Annotated in this window: 12 protein-coding genes and 2 pseudogenes; 3 read left to right on the top strand and 11 right to left on the bottom strand. The window is 70.1% G+C overall.

Annotated features, from left to right (window positions below; genetic code table 11):
* Positions 1-5 precede the first annotated feature (5 nt).
* The 4 genes and pseudogenes from QM809_RS10535 to QM809_RS10520 form a co-directional block, all read right to left on the bottom strand.
* On the bottom strand, positions 6-980 hold the full coding sequence (locus tag QM809_RS10535) for an isopenicillin N synthase family dioxygenase (protein ID WP_415045727.1): 975 nt from the start codon (positions 978-980) through the stop codon (positions 6-8).
* Between the two features lie 82 nt (positions 981-1062).
* Positions 1063-2109, bottom strand: coding sequence for an isopenicillin N synthase family dioxygenase (locus tag QM809_RS10530; protein ID WP_415045726.1), 1047 nt, complete (start codon positions 2107-2109; stop codon positions 1063-1065).
* A 29-nt stretch (positions 2110-2138) separates the two neighbouring features.
* Positions 2139-3054, bottom strand: a pseudogene (locus QM809_RS10525) (ABC transporter permease).
* A complete protein-coding gene (locus QM809_RS10520) occupies positions 3051-3839 on the bottom strand; it encodes an ABC transporter ATP-binding protein (protein WP_415045725.1) in 789 nt (262 codons plus the stop codon). The pseudogene QM809_RS10525 and the gene QM809_RS10520 overlap by 4 nt, the downstream one beginning before the upstream one ends.
* A 237-nt stretch (positions 3840-4076) precedes the next feature.
* Between QM809_RS10520 and QM809_RS10515 the strand changes: the two genes are divergently transcribed.
* Positions 4077-5270 carry a nitrate ABC transporter substrate-binding protein gene (locus QM809_RS10515; RefSeq protein WP_415045724.1) on the top strand — a complete coding sequence of 398 codons (1194 nt, stop codon included), beginning with the start codon at positions 4077-4079 and terminating at the stop codon, positions 5268-5270.
* Positions 5271-5371: 101 nt separating this feature from the next.
* Positions 5372-6672 (top strand): annotated as a pseudogene (locus QM809_RS10510) (amidohydrolase family protein).
* Between the two features lie 37 nt (positions 6673-6709).
* On the opposite strand, the gene QM809_RS10505 reads toward QM809_RS10510, so the two are convergent.
* From QM809_RS10505 to QM809_RS10475, 7 genes are all read right to left on the bottom strand, one after another.
* Positions 6710-8332 carry an AMP-binding protein gene (locus QM809_RS10505; protein ID WP_415045723.1) on the bottom strand — a complete coding sequence of 541 codons (1623 nt, stop codon included), beginning with the start codon at positions 8330-8332 and terminating at the stop codon, positions 6710-6712.
* Between the two features lie 415 nt (positions 8333-8747).
* On the bottom strand, positions 8748-9743 hold the full coding sequence (locus QM809_RS10500) for a sulfate/molybdate ABC transporter ATP-binding protein (protein WP_415045722.1): 996 nt from the start codon (positions 9741-9743) through the stop codon (positions 8748-8750).
* A 2-nt stretch (positions 9744-9745) separates the two neighbouring features.
* Positions 9746-10654 carry a sulfate ABC transporter permease subunit CysW gene (gene cysW, locus QM809_RS10495; RefSeq protein ID WP_415045721.1) on the bottom strand — a complete coding sequence of 303 codons (909 nt, stop codon included), beginning with the start codon at positions 10652-10654 and terminating at the stop codon, positions 9746-9748.
* The gene (gene cysT / locus QM809_RS10490; RefSeq protein WP_415045720.1) at positions 10651-11484 is read right to left on the bottom strand and encodes a sulfate ABC transporter permease subunit CysT; all 834 of its coding nucleotides are present in this window, start codon (positions 11482-11484) and stop codon (positions 10651-10653) included. The genes cysW and cysT overlap by 4 nt, the downstream gene beginning before the upstream one ends.
* A complete protein-coding gene (locus QM809_RS10485; protein WP_415045718.1) occupies positions 11481-12554 on the bottom strand; it encodes a sulfate ABC transporter substrate-binding protein in 1074 nt (357 codons plus the stop codon). The genes cysT and QM809_RS10485 overlap by 4 nt, the downstream gene beginning before the upstream one ends.
* A gap of 167 nt (positions 12555-12721) precedes the next feature.
* On the bottom strand, positions 12722-12922 hold the full coding sequence (locus tag QM809_RS10480) for a hypothetical protein (protein ID WP_415045717.1): 201 nt from the start codon (positions 12920-12922) through the stop codon (positions 12722-12724).
* A gap of 166 nt (positions 12923-13088) precedes the next feature.
* A complete protein-coding gene (locus QM809_RS10475; RefSeq protein ID WP_415045716.1) occupies positions 13089-14483 on the bottom strand; it encodes a M3 family metallopeptidase in 1395 nt (464 codons plus the stop codon).
* A gap of 83 nt (positions 14484-14566) precedes the next feature.
* Between QM809_RS10475 and QM809_RS10470 the strand changes: the two genes are divergently transcribed.
* On the top strand, positions 14567-14797 hold the full coding sequence (locus QM809_RS10470) for a hypothetical protein (protein WP_415045715.1): 231 nt from the start codon (positions 14567-14569) through the stop codon (positions 14795-14797).
* Positions 14798-14853: the final 56 nt, after the last annotated feature.

Raw genomic sequence — 14853 nt, 5'->3', positions numbered from 1 at the left:
CCCGTTCACATCGCGGGCTTGCCGTAATTGGCGGCGACTCGCTGTCGAATGTAGTCCGCGGCGCTGATCGGCGGATAGGTCCCCCGCGGCGGATCGATCATCACGGTCCGGTTGGCCTGCGCGAAGAACGGGATCGAGTAGCGCGGCCCGGTGTACTCGCCGGGTCGCGGCATCCGGACGCGATGGAAGTTCGACGACAGCTCGTCGTCGCTCCAGCGCATCAGCATGTCACCGATGTTGCAGGTGATCACGTCGTCGGCCGGTTCCACCGACGTCCACTCCCGGTTCTCGGCCTCGCTGCCCGGGCACACCTGCAGGCCGCCCTGACCGGTGCGCTGGAAGAGCAGGGTGAGGCAGTCGAAGTCGGTGTGCGCTCCGGCACGCCACATGCTCGGGTCGATCGGCTCGTCGTCGGGCCGGCCGTAGTAGTGGATGAGGCGCAGGGTCGACTGGTAGTCGTCGGCCGCGGGGTCGTGCGCCTTCGCGAAGAAGTCGCGCTCGAATCCGAGCCGGTCGGCGAAGCACGAGAGCACCCACATCGCGACCTCCCAGCACTGCGCTTCGAAGCCCAGCATCCGTTCCCGGAAGCCGGGGAGCTGCTCCTCCGCGGGCCACAGACCGGCCATGTGCGGCCGGGTGATCTGGTACGACTCCTTCTGATCGGGGGTGCCGGTCGACGGCCGCACCTGGCTGGAGTACTCCCAGCCGACGTTGTTCGGCTTGTCGAGGGGAAGCGCCGCCTTCGCCTCCTGCGGCAGCGCGAAGAAGTCCCGCGCGGTCGCGAACGCATCGTCGACGACGTCCTGGCCGATCCCGTGGTTCACCAGCTGGAAGAAGCCGATCTCCGTCGCCGCGTCCCACAGCTGCCGGGTGATCTCCTCCCGCCGGTTCTCCCGATCGGTCAGGTCGATGCGCGGCACGGACCGGTCGGTCTCGACGCCGTAGCCGCCCATCTGGGATTCCCGGTCGAGTTCTGTCATCGAATAGGTGTCTGCGGACAAGGGGTGCCTCCTGGCGTGGTGGTGAGAGCGGTGGTGGAAACGGACGGTGTTCGGTACGGGTTCAGCCCGCGTTGAGGACGCGGGCGGCTTCTCGCGCGGCGTCGGCGGGGGCCACGCCGCGCTTCATGCCGGCGATCTTGGCGTCGAGGTGCTCGCCGACCGTGATCGGCGGATACGGCTCGGCGCCGTCGGCGAGCGTGCCGGGCAGCGGTTCGATGACGGCGTCGTGGTTGCCGTCGAAGAAGAAGGCCGCCGAGCGTCGTCGTTCGATCCGGCCGTCGATGACGGGCGGGTTGACTCGGTGGAGCGTGGACTTCCAGCGGTCGCTGGTCCAGCGGGCGAACGCGTCGCCCAGGTTGATCAGGAGGGCTCCGTCGGCGGGCATCACCGGGTGCCACACGCCGTCGTCGCCGAGGACCTCCAGGCCCGCCACCCGGTCGGCCCAGAGCAGCGTGAGGATGCCGAAGTCGGTGTGGGCGCCCATGCCGGTCAGGTCGCCGTCGAGTTCGACGGCGCCGGGCGGCAGCGCGTAGTTGTTCATCTTCATCGCGTCGATCGAGTGGTCGGTGAGCGGTTCGAAGTGGTCCGGCGCCAGGCCGAGGGCTTCGGCGCACGCGCGCAGCATGACCCGGGACACCGCGGTCACCTCGTCCCAGTACGCCTGCACGGCGGGCCGGAAACCGGGCGCGGCGTCCGGCCAGGTGTTGTCCGGGTAGCTGTCGACGGGCAGGTCGACGCCCGGGTAGGTCGAGGCGTGGGTGCCGATCGTGAACGACTCGTAGAAGTCGTTCATCATGTTGGCGTTGGCGACGCCCAGGCTCATGCTGAGCGACTCCGACTTCGGCGGCGCGTAACCCCGGTTCTCGCCGATCCTGCGGTACTGCGACTTGGTCTCCGGCGGGAGGCCGAAGAACTCGTCGATCGCTCCGGCGAGGCCGGCGATCGCATCGTCGGACAGGCCGTGGCCGACGATCTGCATGAACCCGACGGTGCGGCAGGCCTCGTCGATCGCCCGGGCCGCCGCCGCGCAGTCCTCGTCGGTCGCCGCGGACGCCCCGGGCGTCAGGTACGGGCCGATGTCGATGGTGGGGATGGAGAACTCGGTCATGGTGGATTCCTTCTCTTCCGGAACGGAGGTCATTGCTGGTGCCGGCGGCCGACGGCCAGTTTGGCGGCGACGGAGGTGGCCGCGAACACCGCGATGCCGAAGAGCGCCGCGAGCAGGATGGCCGCGATGAGGTCGTGGGAGCGCAGCTGCGCCCGGTAGGTGTCCATGAGCGTCCCGATGCCGGGAGCGCCCTGGGCGAAGAACATGTCGCCGATGATCGCGCCGACCACCACCTGGGTGGCGCCGATCCGCATGCCGGTCAGGATCGACGGCATCGCCGACGGCAGCTCCAGCCGCACGAGGGTGCGCATCCGCGAGGCGTGGCCGAGGGCGAACAGTTCGCGGAGCCCCTTGTCGACCGAGGCGAACCCGAAGTGGGTGTTGGTGATGATGGGGAACAGCGCGATCAGGACGCACACGGCGACGCGGGAGGAGAAGCTGTAGCCGAACCAGAGCCCCAGGAGCGGGGTGATCGCGAGGATCGGGACCACCTGCAACGCGACGGCGTACGGGAAGATCGACCGTTCCAGCCACCACGCCTGACTCATCAGGGCGCCGAGGGCGACGCCGACGACCATCGCCAGGACGAAGCCGATCACGGCCACGAGCGCGGTGACACCGAGCGCCGACAGCATCGGCTCGAAGGTGACCGGGCACCGCCAGCGATTCGGTCACCACCTCGTGCGGCGGCGGCAGCAGGAAGCGGCGCCGGGGCGAGAGCACCAGGTACGAGACGGCGTACCAGACGACCACGCCCGCGGCGAGGGCGATCGCGGACACCAGGAGCGGCGCGGCGCGGCCGCGGAGGAGGCGGATCCGGCGGGTCTTCTCCGCCTCGGTCTTCTCCGTTGCAGTCTTCTCCGTTGCGGTCTTCGCCACCCCGGTCTTCGCCGGCGCGGCCGGGTCGGTGCGCCCGGCGCCCGTCGTCTTCAGTGCCAGGCTCATCGCACACCCGCCAGCAGGCCGGCGACGTGTTCGGCCGCGTCGGTGTATTCGGGGGCGAAGCGCATGTCCGCGGTCCGCGGACGCGGAAGGTCGACGTCGACGACGGCCGCGATCCGGCCCGGTCGTGCCGACATCACCACCACCCGGTCGGCCAGGAGCACCGCCTCGAACACCGAGTGGGTGATGAAGAGGGCGGTGAATCCGGCGCGGTCGTACAGGTTCAGCAGTTGCATCTGCATGTCCTGCCGGGTGAGGTCGTCGAGGGCGCCGAACGGCTCGTCGAGCAGCATCACCTCGGGTTCGACGGCGAGCGCCCGCGCCAGCGAGACGCGCATCCGCATGCCGCCGGACAGGGCCTGCGGCAGTTGATCGGCGAAACCGGCGAGGCCCACCGCGTCGAGGGCGGCGTCGACCCGACGCTGTTTCTCGGCGGCCGGCATCTTCGCGAGGTCGACCAGCAGCGAGGCGTTCCTGCGGACCGTCTCCCACGGCATGAGGGTGGGCTCCTGGAAGATGAAGGCCCGGGACGGGGTGTCGACGGCCACCGAACCGGAGGTCGGGCTCTCGAGTCCGGCGGCCAGCCGCAGCAGGGTGGACTTGCCGCAGCCGGACGGTCCGACGACGGCGACGAACTCGCCGTCGGCCACCGTCAGCGAGACGTCGTCGAGGGCGACGGTGCCGGTGTCGTACACCATGGACACGTCGTGGAAGGACACCATCGTGCCCTGGGTCAAGTGGCTCGCGTCGACGTCCTGCATGGTGTCGACGACCTGGGTGGGTGGCATGGCTGGTACCTCCGGATCTCGGCGGGGTCGTGCCCCCGATCGACATCCAGAATGTCGATTGCATGTAATCAACACCCATTCGCTTGTGTAAATAAACCGTTACATGCACCTCCCCGGGTTGCGCCGCAGCGCGGGCCTCGGTGACGGTGGAGTCACCCAGCCGACGACACGACATCGCGACGACGCGGTCGTCTCCGTCGATTCCGGCTGACCACCAGGCACACACCAGGAGACTCCATGACCACCCGTTCCACCCGCACCGCCGGCGGACGCCGCCGCTCGCGCACCCTCCGGACCGGACTCGCCGGCCTCACCGGCCTGCTGGCCGCCGGATCCCTGGTTGCATGCAATTCGTCGACCACCGGCGCCGACGTCCACTACGACCCCGCACCGGCCGCCCAGCAACTCGCCGACGTCTGCCCGGCCACCCTCGTCGTGCAGTTGCAGTGGCAGCCGCAGGCCGACATGGGCGGCGTGTTCGAGCTGCTCGGCGACGACTACACCGTCGACACCGACAAGAAGTCGGTCACCGGCACCCTCGTCGCCGGCGGCAAGGACACCGGGATCTCGCTGGAGCTGCGCGCCGGCGGCCCCGCCATCGGCTTCCAGTCCGTCGCCTCCCGCATGTACGTCGACGACGCGACGCACCTCGGGCTGGTGCACGGCGAGCAGATCATCACCGCGAGCGGCAGCCAGAAGGTCGTCGGCGTCACCCCGCTCCTGACGCACAATCCGGCGATCGTCATGTGGGATCCGGCGGCGCATCCCGGCCTCACCCTCAAGACCCTCAAGGACTCCGACACCACGGTCGTCGTCTCCAAGGAGCAGATCTTCCCGAAGTGGCTCGTCGCCAAGGGCATGGTGAAGGAGTCGCAGCTCGATCCCGGCTACGACGGCAACCCGGCCCGCTTCGTCGCCGACTCGAAGATCGCCCAGCAGGGCTACGTCACGTCCGAGCCGTACACCTACGAACACGACACGCCGTCGTGGAACAAGCCGGTCGGCTACGGGATGCTCGCCGACGTCGGCTTCGACCCGTACGCGGCGAACGTGTCGGTGCGCGCCGACAAGCTCGCGGAGATGACGCCGTGCCTGAAGAAGCTGGTGCCGATCATCCAGCGGGCCGGCGCCGACTACATCACCTCTCCCGGAGCCACCAATCGGCGGATCGTCGACGTCGTCGCCAAGGACGCCGGCAACAGCCCGTACACGCTCGGCGAGGCCGAATACGCCGCTGCGACGATGAAGGAGAAGGGCCTGATCTCGAACGAGAACGGCTCGGTCGGCACCTACGACGTCGCGCGGGTGGCCGCCTTCGTCGCCGACATCGCCCCCATCGCCGCGCAGGACGGCTCCGGGGTGGATCCGAAGGTCGACCCGGCCACGCTGTTCGACCCGCAGTTCGGCGACCCGTCGATCGCCGTCGAGTAGTCCGACCGCCTGGACGAGTGATCCCGGAGACCACCGGGATCACTCGTCCGCGACGACCCCCGCACCTCGCACCCCGCACTCAGACCCTCAGGACGGAATCCATGACCGCCACACAGACCCTCGCCGACGTCACCGTGTTCACCGCCGGCGAATGGCTCCCCCACCGGGACGTCCACATCGTCGACGGCATCGTCGCCGACATCACGCCCGCCGCCGCACCGGGAGAAGCGGTCCGCCATGTGATCCCCGGTTTCGTCAACACCCACACCCACCTGCAGCAGTCCCTGATGCGCGGCATGGCCGAGAACACCGGGCTCATCGAATGGCTTCAGCTGATCGGCCGCGAGACGGTGCGGATCACCCCCGAGCGCGCCTACCTCGCCACCGTGTCCGCGACCCTCGAACTGCTGCGGTCGGGGACCACCACGGTCGTCGAGCACATGTGGCCGTCGCCGTCGACGGAGATCCATCAGGCCGTCGTCCGCGGCCTGACCGACACCGGCATCCGCACGGTCTTCGGCGTCGGCATCGCCGACCGCGCGGATGCGACACGACGCTGGGGCTTCGAACCCGCCCTGATGGCGCCGATGGACGAGGTCCTGGCCATGGTCGACGACCTGCGACGCCGGACCGCAGGCTCGGCCATCTCCCTGGCGCTGGCGGTGCCCAACCTCCGATCGCTGACGGTCGAGGGCATGGCCGTCGTCCGCCGATACGCCGAGGAGAACGACGTTCCGGTGATGATCCACCTCCTCGAGACCGACGTCGACGACGTGACCGCACGCGAGCACACCGGCATGGGCGCCGTCGAATACCTGGACTCGGCCGGTTTCCTGTGGCCGGGTCTCCTCGCGGTGCACTGCGTGGAGCTCGACGACGTCGCCCAGAAGGTCCTCGCCGAACGCGGCGTCTCGGTCGCCTACAATCCGGTCTGCAACATGCGGCTCGGCAGCGGCGTGGCGCCCGTCCCGTCGATGCTCGATCACGGGATCCCGGTGGGCCTGGGCGTCGACGGCGCCGCCAGCAACGACACCCAGGACATGTTCCAGGCCTTCCGGCTCGGCGCCTACCTGCAGCGCGTCACCCACACCGATCCCGACCTGCTCGGCTTCCCCGAGGAGTGCTCGACATCGCGTGCGGCGGGGCGAACCGGACCCTGCAGATCCCCGAGGTGGTCGGCGGGGTCACCGTCGGCGCGCCGGCCGACCTCACCGTGATCCGGTTCGACCGCGACTACGCGACCCTGCCGGTCCGCGATCCGGGGGCGATGATCCTGACCGCGGGCAGCGCGGCCGTCGTCGACTCCGTGCTGGTCGGCGGCGTCCCGGTGATGTCCGACGGGCACAGCACCCGGGTCGACGAGGCCGACCTGATCGCGCAGCTCGCGCAGCTGCCCGTCTGATCCGGGCGCGGCGGCGGCACGCGCCTCCCGGCCGGGCTCAGCCCCGGATCCGGGTGCGGGTGTCGCCCCAGGCCGCGTCGCGGAGTTCGTTCTTGCGGGTCTTGCCGGTCGAGGTCTTCGGGAGCACGTCCAGGAACTCCACCTCGCGCGGCGCCTTGTATGAGGCGATCGCGCTCTTCACGTGCGCGATGATCTCGGCTTCGGTGGCCGCGGCGCCCTCGGCGAGCTGCACGTAGGCCTTCGGGCGTTCGCCCCACTTCTCGTCGGGCACGCCGATCACCGCGACGTCGAGCACCGCCGGATGACTCACCACGGCCTGCTCCACCTCGATGGTGGAGATGTTCTCGCCGCCGGAGATCACCACGTCCTTGGCGCGGTCGAGCAGCTGCACGTAGCCGTCCGGATGCATCACCCCGAGGTCGCCGGAGTGGAACCAGCCGCCGGCGAACGCCTCGGCCGTCTGGTCGGGGGCGTCGAGGTAACCCTTCATCACCACGTTGCCGGTCATCACGATCTCGCCCATCTCGACGCCGTCGGACGCCACGTCGACCAGTGCGCCGTCGACGGTCTCGGTGCGGACCACGCGCAGCCGCTCGGCCGTCAGCATGCCGACGCCCTGGCGTGCCATCAGCACCGCGAGCTCGTCGCCGGAGTAGGCCGACCAACTCGGGTCCGGCTCGCACACCGCGTACGGCCCGTAGGTCTCGGTGAGCCCGTAGACGTGGATGATCTCGATGCCCAGGTTCCGGATCGCCTTGATGACGGTGGGGCTGGGCGGGGCGCCCGCCGCGGCGATCGCCATCGGGGTGGTCATCGGGTGCGCCTCGGGCGCGGTGGCCAGCGTGGTGAGCACCGTGGGGGCGCCCGACATCCGGTTGATGCCCTCGGTGTCGATCAGACGCCACATGTCGTCGCCGCGGACCGCCCGCAGGCACACGTGGGTGGCCGCGACCGCGGTGAGACCCCACGGGCCGCACCAGCCGTTGCAGTGGAACATCGGCAGCGTCCACAGGTAGTTGGTGTCGATGGTGAAACCCTGGGTCGTCACGTTGCCGAGCGAGGCGAGGTAGGCGCCGCGATGGGTGTACATCACGCCCTTGGGCTTGCCGGTGGTCCCGGAGGTGTAGTTGACGGAGATGACGGCGTCCTCGTCGTCGACGCTCCAGGAGAACGACGCGTCCGCGGCGCCGCGGGCCGTCAGCTCGTCGTAGCGCAGCGCACCGCCGGGGCCGGTGTACTCGCCGTCCCGGCTCGGCACCTCGATCGTCTCCCGCACGGTCGCGAACTCCACGCCGGCCAGCCCGGCGAGCAGCGGTCCGTCGCCGAGCAGCAGCACCGATCGGGAGTGATCGCAGATGTAGCGCACCTCCTCGGCGGCCAGCCGGGTGTTCACCGCGACCAGCACCCCGCCGGCCAGCGGCACCGCGAAGTGCGCGGCCAGCAGTTCGACGGAGTTGGTGCCGAGGAACGCCACCGCGTCGCCGGGCTTCACCCCGGATGCCTGAAGCGCACCGGCCAGCCGCATCGTGTCCGCGGCCAGTTCGGCGTAGGTGAGGCGCCGTCCGCCGTCGATCACCGCGAGCTTGTTCGGGTGCACCTGAGCGGCGCGCTCCAGGAATCGCAGCGGTGTGAGCGCGGTATCGAGTCCGGACCGGGTCATGGGATCTCCCCCTCATTCATACGACGACGTGTCAGAGATCACCCTATCCTTTACGGCACCGCGTGCCATTACTATCGCCCTTTCCGGTGCGACGAACAGCTCTCCCCCTGCGACGAACGGCGGCATCGGCGTATGCCCGGTCGACCCGTCGAGCAGCGCGGAAGAGGAGACCGCGGCGAACCCGCACCATCCGTCGAGCATCACCGGGCACCGCACCCGGCACCGGCGCCGTGGCATCCGCACCTGCGGTCTTCACCCGCCGCCCGGGCGAACGCGTCGTGCTCGCGGTCTCCCGCTGACCGTCACGCGGCACCCGAACGATCAGAATGTGCAGAAATCCGGGGGTGCCTCCGACATATCGCCGTCGGCACCCCCGGATTTCTGCACATCTCGACCGCACCGGCCGGGCGACCCCCTACTCCGCCCGGAGCTGCGGCACCGCCGTCGCCCGCGCGTACACCGTCTGGCCCGCGGCCAACTCCAGCGCGTTCTGGTCGCCGCGGGTGATCTGCGCGATGAACTCCTCCCCGGTGGTGGCCGCGGTGAGCTCCACGCGGGTCTCGAAACCGAGGTTCACCACACGGTTGACCGTCGCCCGCACCACCCCGGTGTCCAGGTCGGCGTCGGCGGGCGGGAACGTCATCTCCGGGGTGCGGCCGATCCGGATGTCGTGCGGGCGCACCAGCTGCCCGTTGAGCCGCGACACCGACCCGAGGAACGACGCCACGAACACGTTCTCCGGACGGTCGTAGAGGTCGTCCGGGGTGCCGATCTGCTCGATCCGGCCCTTGTTGAGCACCGCGATCCGGTCGGAGACGTCCAGGGCCTCCTGCTGGTCGTGCGTCACCAGCACGGTGGTCACGTGGACCTCCTCGTGCAGCTGCCGCAGCCAGCGGCGCAGGTCGTCGCGCACCTTGGCGTCCAGGGCGCCGAACGGCTCGTCGAGCAGCAGCACCTGCGGGTCGACGGCGAGCGCGCGGGCCAGCGCCATGCGCTGCCGCTGACCGCCGGACAGCTGCGAGGGATACCGCTTCTGGAACACCTCCAGGCCGACGATCTCCAGCAGCTCGTTCACCTTCTTGTCGATCTCCGCCTTGGGCCGCTTGCGGATCTTGAGGCCGAAGGCGATGTTCTCCCGCACCGTCATGTGCTTGAACGCCGCGTAGTGCTGGAACACGAATCCGATGTCGCGGTTCTGCGGCGACGCCTTCGACACGTCGCGGCCGTTGATCACGACGGTGCCGGAGTCGAGGGTGTCCAGGCCGGCGATCGCCCGGAGCAGCGTCGACTTGCCCGAGCCCGACGGCCCGAGCAGCGAGGTGAGCGACCCCTCCGGGATGTCGATGGAGACGTCGTCGAGGGCGGCGAAGTCGCCGTAGCGCTTGTTGGCGCCGATGACTGAGATGGACACGGTTACTTCTCCTCGGCGGGCGAGTGGGATTCGGACGGAGCGGCGGCGACGCGCTCGTCGGCGGGCCGCGCGGGCTCGGACGCCGTGACAATGCTCGCGTCGGCCACCTTGCCGCGGGCGCGGCGTTCGATCAGGGTCATGGCGACCAGCACGGCGACGGCCACCAGCATGAGCAGGGTGGCGGCCGCGTAGGCGCCGTACTCGTTGTAGTCGTCGGTGTAGCGCGAGTGGACCAGCAGCGTCAGCGTCTGCGAGACGCCCGGCATGTTCGACGACACCATGGTCACCGCGCCGTACTCGCCGAGCGACCGCGCGACGGTCAGCACGATGCCGTAGGTCAGACCCCACCGGATGGCCGGGAGGGTGATCTTCCAGAACGTCTGCCAGGCGCTGGCGCCCAGGGTGGCCGCGGCCTCCTCCTGCTCGGTGCCGATCTCGTGCAGCACCGGCTCCACCTCGCGCACCACGAACGGCAGCGTCACGAAGATCGTGGCCAGCACCATGCCGGGCACCCCGAAGATCACCCGGAAGCCGAGCGACTCGACGCCGCCGAACCAGCCGTGGCTGCCCCACAGCGCGATCAGCGCGACGCCGGCGACCACCGGCGACACCGCGAACGGCAGGTCCACGACGGCCTGCATCAGGCCCCGGCCGCGGAACCGGCCGCGGGCCAGCGCCAGCGCGGTGAGCACGCCGAACACCACGTTCAACGGCACCACGATCACCACGATGAGCAGCGACAGCTGCAGCGCGGAGACGGCCGCCGGGGTGGTGATCCACTCCCAGAACTGTCCCAGACCGGGTTCCAGCGCGCGGTAGAAGATCAGCCCGACCGGCACCACCAGCAGGATGAACAGATAGACCAGGGCGACGGTCCGCAGTCCGTACCTGGCTCCCTTCGAGACGATCATGCCGAAGCCTCCTCACGGCGCTGCTGGTAGCGGCCGGCGACGCGCAGCACCAGGAGCACGACGAAGGCGATCACCAGCAGGACCACGGAGACGGCCGAGGCGTCGACCGGCTCGTCGATCTCGATCTGCTGCTGGATGTACTGCGAGGCGACCTGGGTGTGCCCCGGGATGTTGCCGCCGATCAGCACGACGGAGCCGAACTCGCCGATCGCCCGGGTGAAGGCCAGGCCCGCACCGGTGAGGATCGACGGGATCAGGGCCGGCAGCACGATCCGCAGGAAGATGGTCGAGTTGCGCGCGCCGAGCACCGACGCGGCCTCCTCGACGTCGCGGTCGAGCTCCATCAGCACCGGCTGCACCTGCCGCACCACGAAGGGCAGCGTGACGAAGGTCAGTGCCATGATGACGCCCGGCTCGGTCGCGGCCAGGTGCACGTCGATCGGGCTGTTGGGGCCGTAGAGGGCCAGCAGCACCAGTGAGGCGACGATGGTCGGCAGCGCGAACGGCAGGTCGATGATCGCGTTGACGACGCCCTTGCCCGGGAAGTCGTCGCGCACCAGGACCCAGGCGATCACGGTGCCGAAGACGACGTTGATCACCGCGACCACCAGCGACATGACCACCGTGATCCGCAGGGTGTCGAGGGCGCCGGAGGCGGTGATCGCGCCCCAGAAGCCGGACCACCCGTCGTCGAACGCGGACGAGGTGATCGCCGCGAGCGGCAGCAGCACGATCACGGTGAGCCACAGCGCGGCCACGCCCAGGGTCAGCGGGTTGTCGGCGCGCCAGCGCCGTCCGCTCTCGGGGGGAGCCTGGTCGACGGTCGTCACTTGCCCGCCTCCTCGTCGTAGATCGCGGTGATCGCACCGGACTTGCCGAACAGTTCCTTGTCGACCGTGTCCCAGCCGCCGAGGTCGTCGACGGTCCACAGCCGGTCGATCCGGCCCGGGAACAGGTCCGCCGTCGCGGCGGCGACCTCCGGCAGCACCGGCCGGAACCCGGACTCGGCCCACAGTCGCTGCGCCGGCGGGGTGAACAGGTAGTCCACGAAGCTCTTCGCCGCGGACCTGTCCTCACTCGTGTTCACGATCGCGACCGGGTTCTCGATCTTGAAGGTCTGCGCGGGCACGACGTAGTCGACGCGCTGGTTGGCCCGTGCGGTGTCGTTGTGGCGCTCGAGCATGATCGCCTCGTTCTCGTAGCTGATCAGCACGTCGCCCTGCCCCTGTTCGAAGGCGGAGGTGGCCTCGCGCCCGGACTTCGGAAGCACCCGCACGTGATCGCGCACCAGCTTCCGCACATAGGCCAGACCGGCCTCGGGATCCTTGCCGCCGGCGCTCTCGGCCGCATACGGCGCGAGCAGGTTCCACTTCGCCGAACCCGAGCTGCCGGGGTTCGGGGTCACCACGGTGATCCCGGGTTTGAGCAGGTCGGCCCAGGTCCGGATGTTCTTCGGGTTGCCCTCGCGCACCACGAAGGCCACCACCGAGCCGAACGGCACCGACCGGTTCGGGGCCTGCGACTCCCAGTCGTCGTCGACCACCCCGGCCTTCACCAGGCGGGTGACGTCCGGGGCGACGGAGAAGTTCACGACGTCGGTGGGCAGCCCGCGGGCCACCTTGCGGGACTGGTCGCCCGACGCGCCGTACGACTGCGAGAAGCCGATCCCCCGACCCTCCGGGGTGTCCCGGAACGCGGGGATCAGGACGTCGTAACCGGGTTTCGGCACGGCGTACGCCACGAGGTTCAGTCGCCGGTCGCCCGAGGAGATGTCACGGCCGCCGGGTTCGTCGGTCGAGCCGCCCCCGCAGGCGGTGACCAGTGCGAGCACCGCCGTGAGCGTCAGTGCCAGCAGGCCGCGCCGGGCGGCTGCGGGACGGAGAGGTCGGTTCGGTTGCACGTGAGAAAGCTAGCAACGCCGCGACGGCCCGCTCAACGCTCGCAGTGCCCGTCGCCGCGACGGTTCTCCACGCCCGCCGCGGTGTGCTAGCGGGTCACCAGCCAGGCGACCAGCACGAGGATGAGGAGCGCGATCAGCGCCCAGGTCACTTTCGAACGGAACATGCCTCAGATCCCTACTCCGTGATCGTCGCCGACCTCCCGGCGATCGAACAGCGAGAAAACCCACCCGACCAGGAAGTTCACCACCCAGGCGACACCCGTGGCGAGGGGTACGAGCACCACCAGGGTCACCAGCAGCTGCGGTACGAAGGGCAGTGCGGTGAGCCACTCCTCCACGGAGTCCCACCACGACAGAATCCCGCCCATCGGCACCTCCCGGTCCGGCGATCACTTATTCTCACGCTGACTTTTACCTGATAGGACCCGCTCGCCGTGTTCCCGGCGTCTCATCGACACCGGACCCGCTCACCGACTCCCCGGCGTCTGATCGACACCGGACCCGCTCGCCTGCTCCCGGCGTCCGACTGCCAGGCTACCCCTCGGTCACGACGAGCCCGCGCCGACGCAGCAGCGGAGTGATCTCCGCCGCGCGACCCAGCATCTCCGCGTGCGCGGCCACCGGATCGACGCTGTCACCGCGGGAGAGCACCGCGTCGGCGAACGCCTGCCCCAGGTCGCGCCGCAGACCGCCGCCGCGCAGGAACCACTGCTCGGTCTCCGCGTCGAGGATCTCCGACCAGATGTACGAGTAGTACGCCGACGAGTAGCCGCCGCCGAACACATGGTTGAAGTAGGTGCTCCGGTAGCGCGGCGGGATCAGCGGATGCGCCAGCCCCGCAGCGGTGAGCGCCGCCGACTCGAAGGCGAGCACGTCGTCCGGGATCGTCTCCGGGGTGAGCCGATGCCACGCCAGATCCAGGGCCGCCGCGGCCAGGTATTCGACGGTGCCGTGCGCCGACTCGACGTCATCGGCCTCCCGCACCGCGGCGATCAGCTCGGCGGGCGCCGGCTCCCCCGTCTTCCAGTGCCGGGCGTACCGGAGGACGACGTCGGGGTGCAACGCCCACATCTCGTTCACCTGGGAGGGGAACTCGACGAAGTCGCGCGGCACCGACGTGCCCGACTGCGACCCGAACTCCACCGTCGACAGCAGCCCGTGCAGCGCGTGCCCGAACTCGTGGAAGAGCGTGGTCAGCTGGTCCCGCGAGAGCAGACACGGTGCGCCCGGCTCCGGCTCGGTCAGGTTCAGCACGTTCACGATCACCGGCCGGGTGCCCAGCTGCGACGACTGGTCGACGACGTTGTTCATCCACGCGCCGCCCCGCTTGGACGGGCGCGCGTAGAAGTCGCCGAGGAACAGCCCGATCCCCCGGCCCGTCTCCTGCCCGCCGACGGCGCTCTCTCCGCCGAAGGCACCCGCGCCCTCGGCCGTGTCCCCTCCGCCGGCTGAGCCGGGCGACGCAGGAGCCCGTGTCGAAGCCACCTCCCACACCCGCACGTCCGAGTGGTATCCCCGCAGGTCCGGGCGTTCGGTGAAGGTGAGTCCGTACAGTTCGGCGGCGGCGGCGAACACGCCGTCGCGCAGGACGGTGTCGAGTTCGCAGTACTGCTCGAACTCCTCCAGCGGGGAGCGGTCTCGGCTCGGCTCGACCGGCTTCTCCGGCGAGACCGCCCCGCCGGCCGACAGGCTCCCGCCGGCCGACGCGTACGTCACGTCCCACGGTTCCAGCGGTCCGCCGAAAGTCTCCGCCGAACGCGCCAGCTCGACCTCCACCGCGGCCATCGCCGCGGCCCCCAGCTCGCGGAGCAGCGCATCCACCGCGGCCGGGTCCGGCGCGGTCTCCTCGGCGATCACGTACTCGGCGTGGTCGGCGTATCCGAGCAGCCGGGCGCGACGGGCCCGGAGTTCGACGATCTCCAGGATCATCGCCCGGGTGTCGGCGTCGCCGCCGCGCGCACCGGTTCACCGACGCCTCGAAGACCCGTCGTCGCACCGCGCGATCGGTCAGCTTGGCCACCGACGACTGGCTGGTCGGCAGCTCCAGCGCGATCAGGTGGCCCTCGCGGCCGTCGTCCTCGGCCGCGCGCCGGGCCGCCGCGATCTCGCCGTCGGACAGTCCGTCGAGTTCGGCGACGTCGAGCACGGGCACCGCGGAGGCGTTGGTGTCGTCGAGCAGGAACTGGGAGAACTCGGTGGTGAGCGTCGCCAGGCGCGCGGAGATCTCCCGCATCTGCGCCTGACCGGCGTCGTCGAGCCCGGCTCCGGCGCGCACCGCACTCCGGTATCGCTGCTGCAG

Source organism: Gordonia sp. (in: high G+C Gram-positive bacteria), from assembly GCF_047600385.1.
Lineage (GTDB): Bacteria > Actinomycetota > Actinomycetes > Mycobacteriales > Mycobacteriaceae > Gordonia.
The sequence above is the reverse complement of the archived record's forward strand: the minus strand, read 5'-3'. Positions and strand labels throughout refer to the sequence as shown.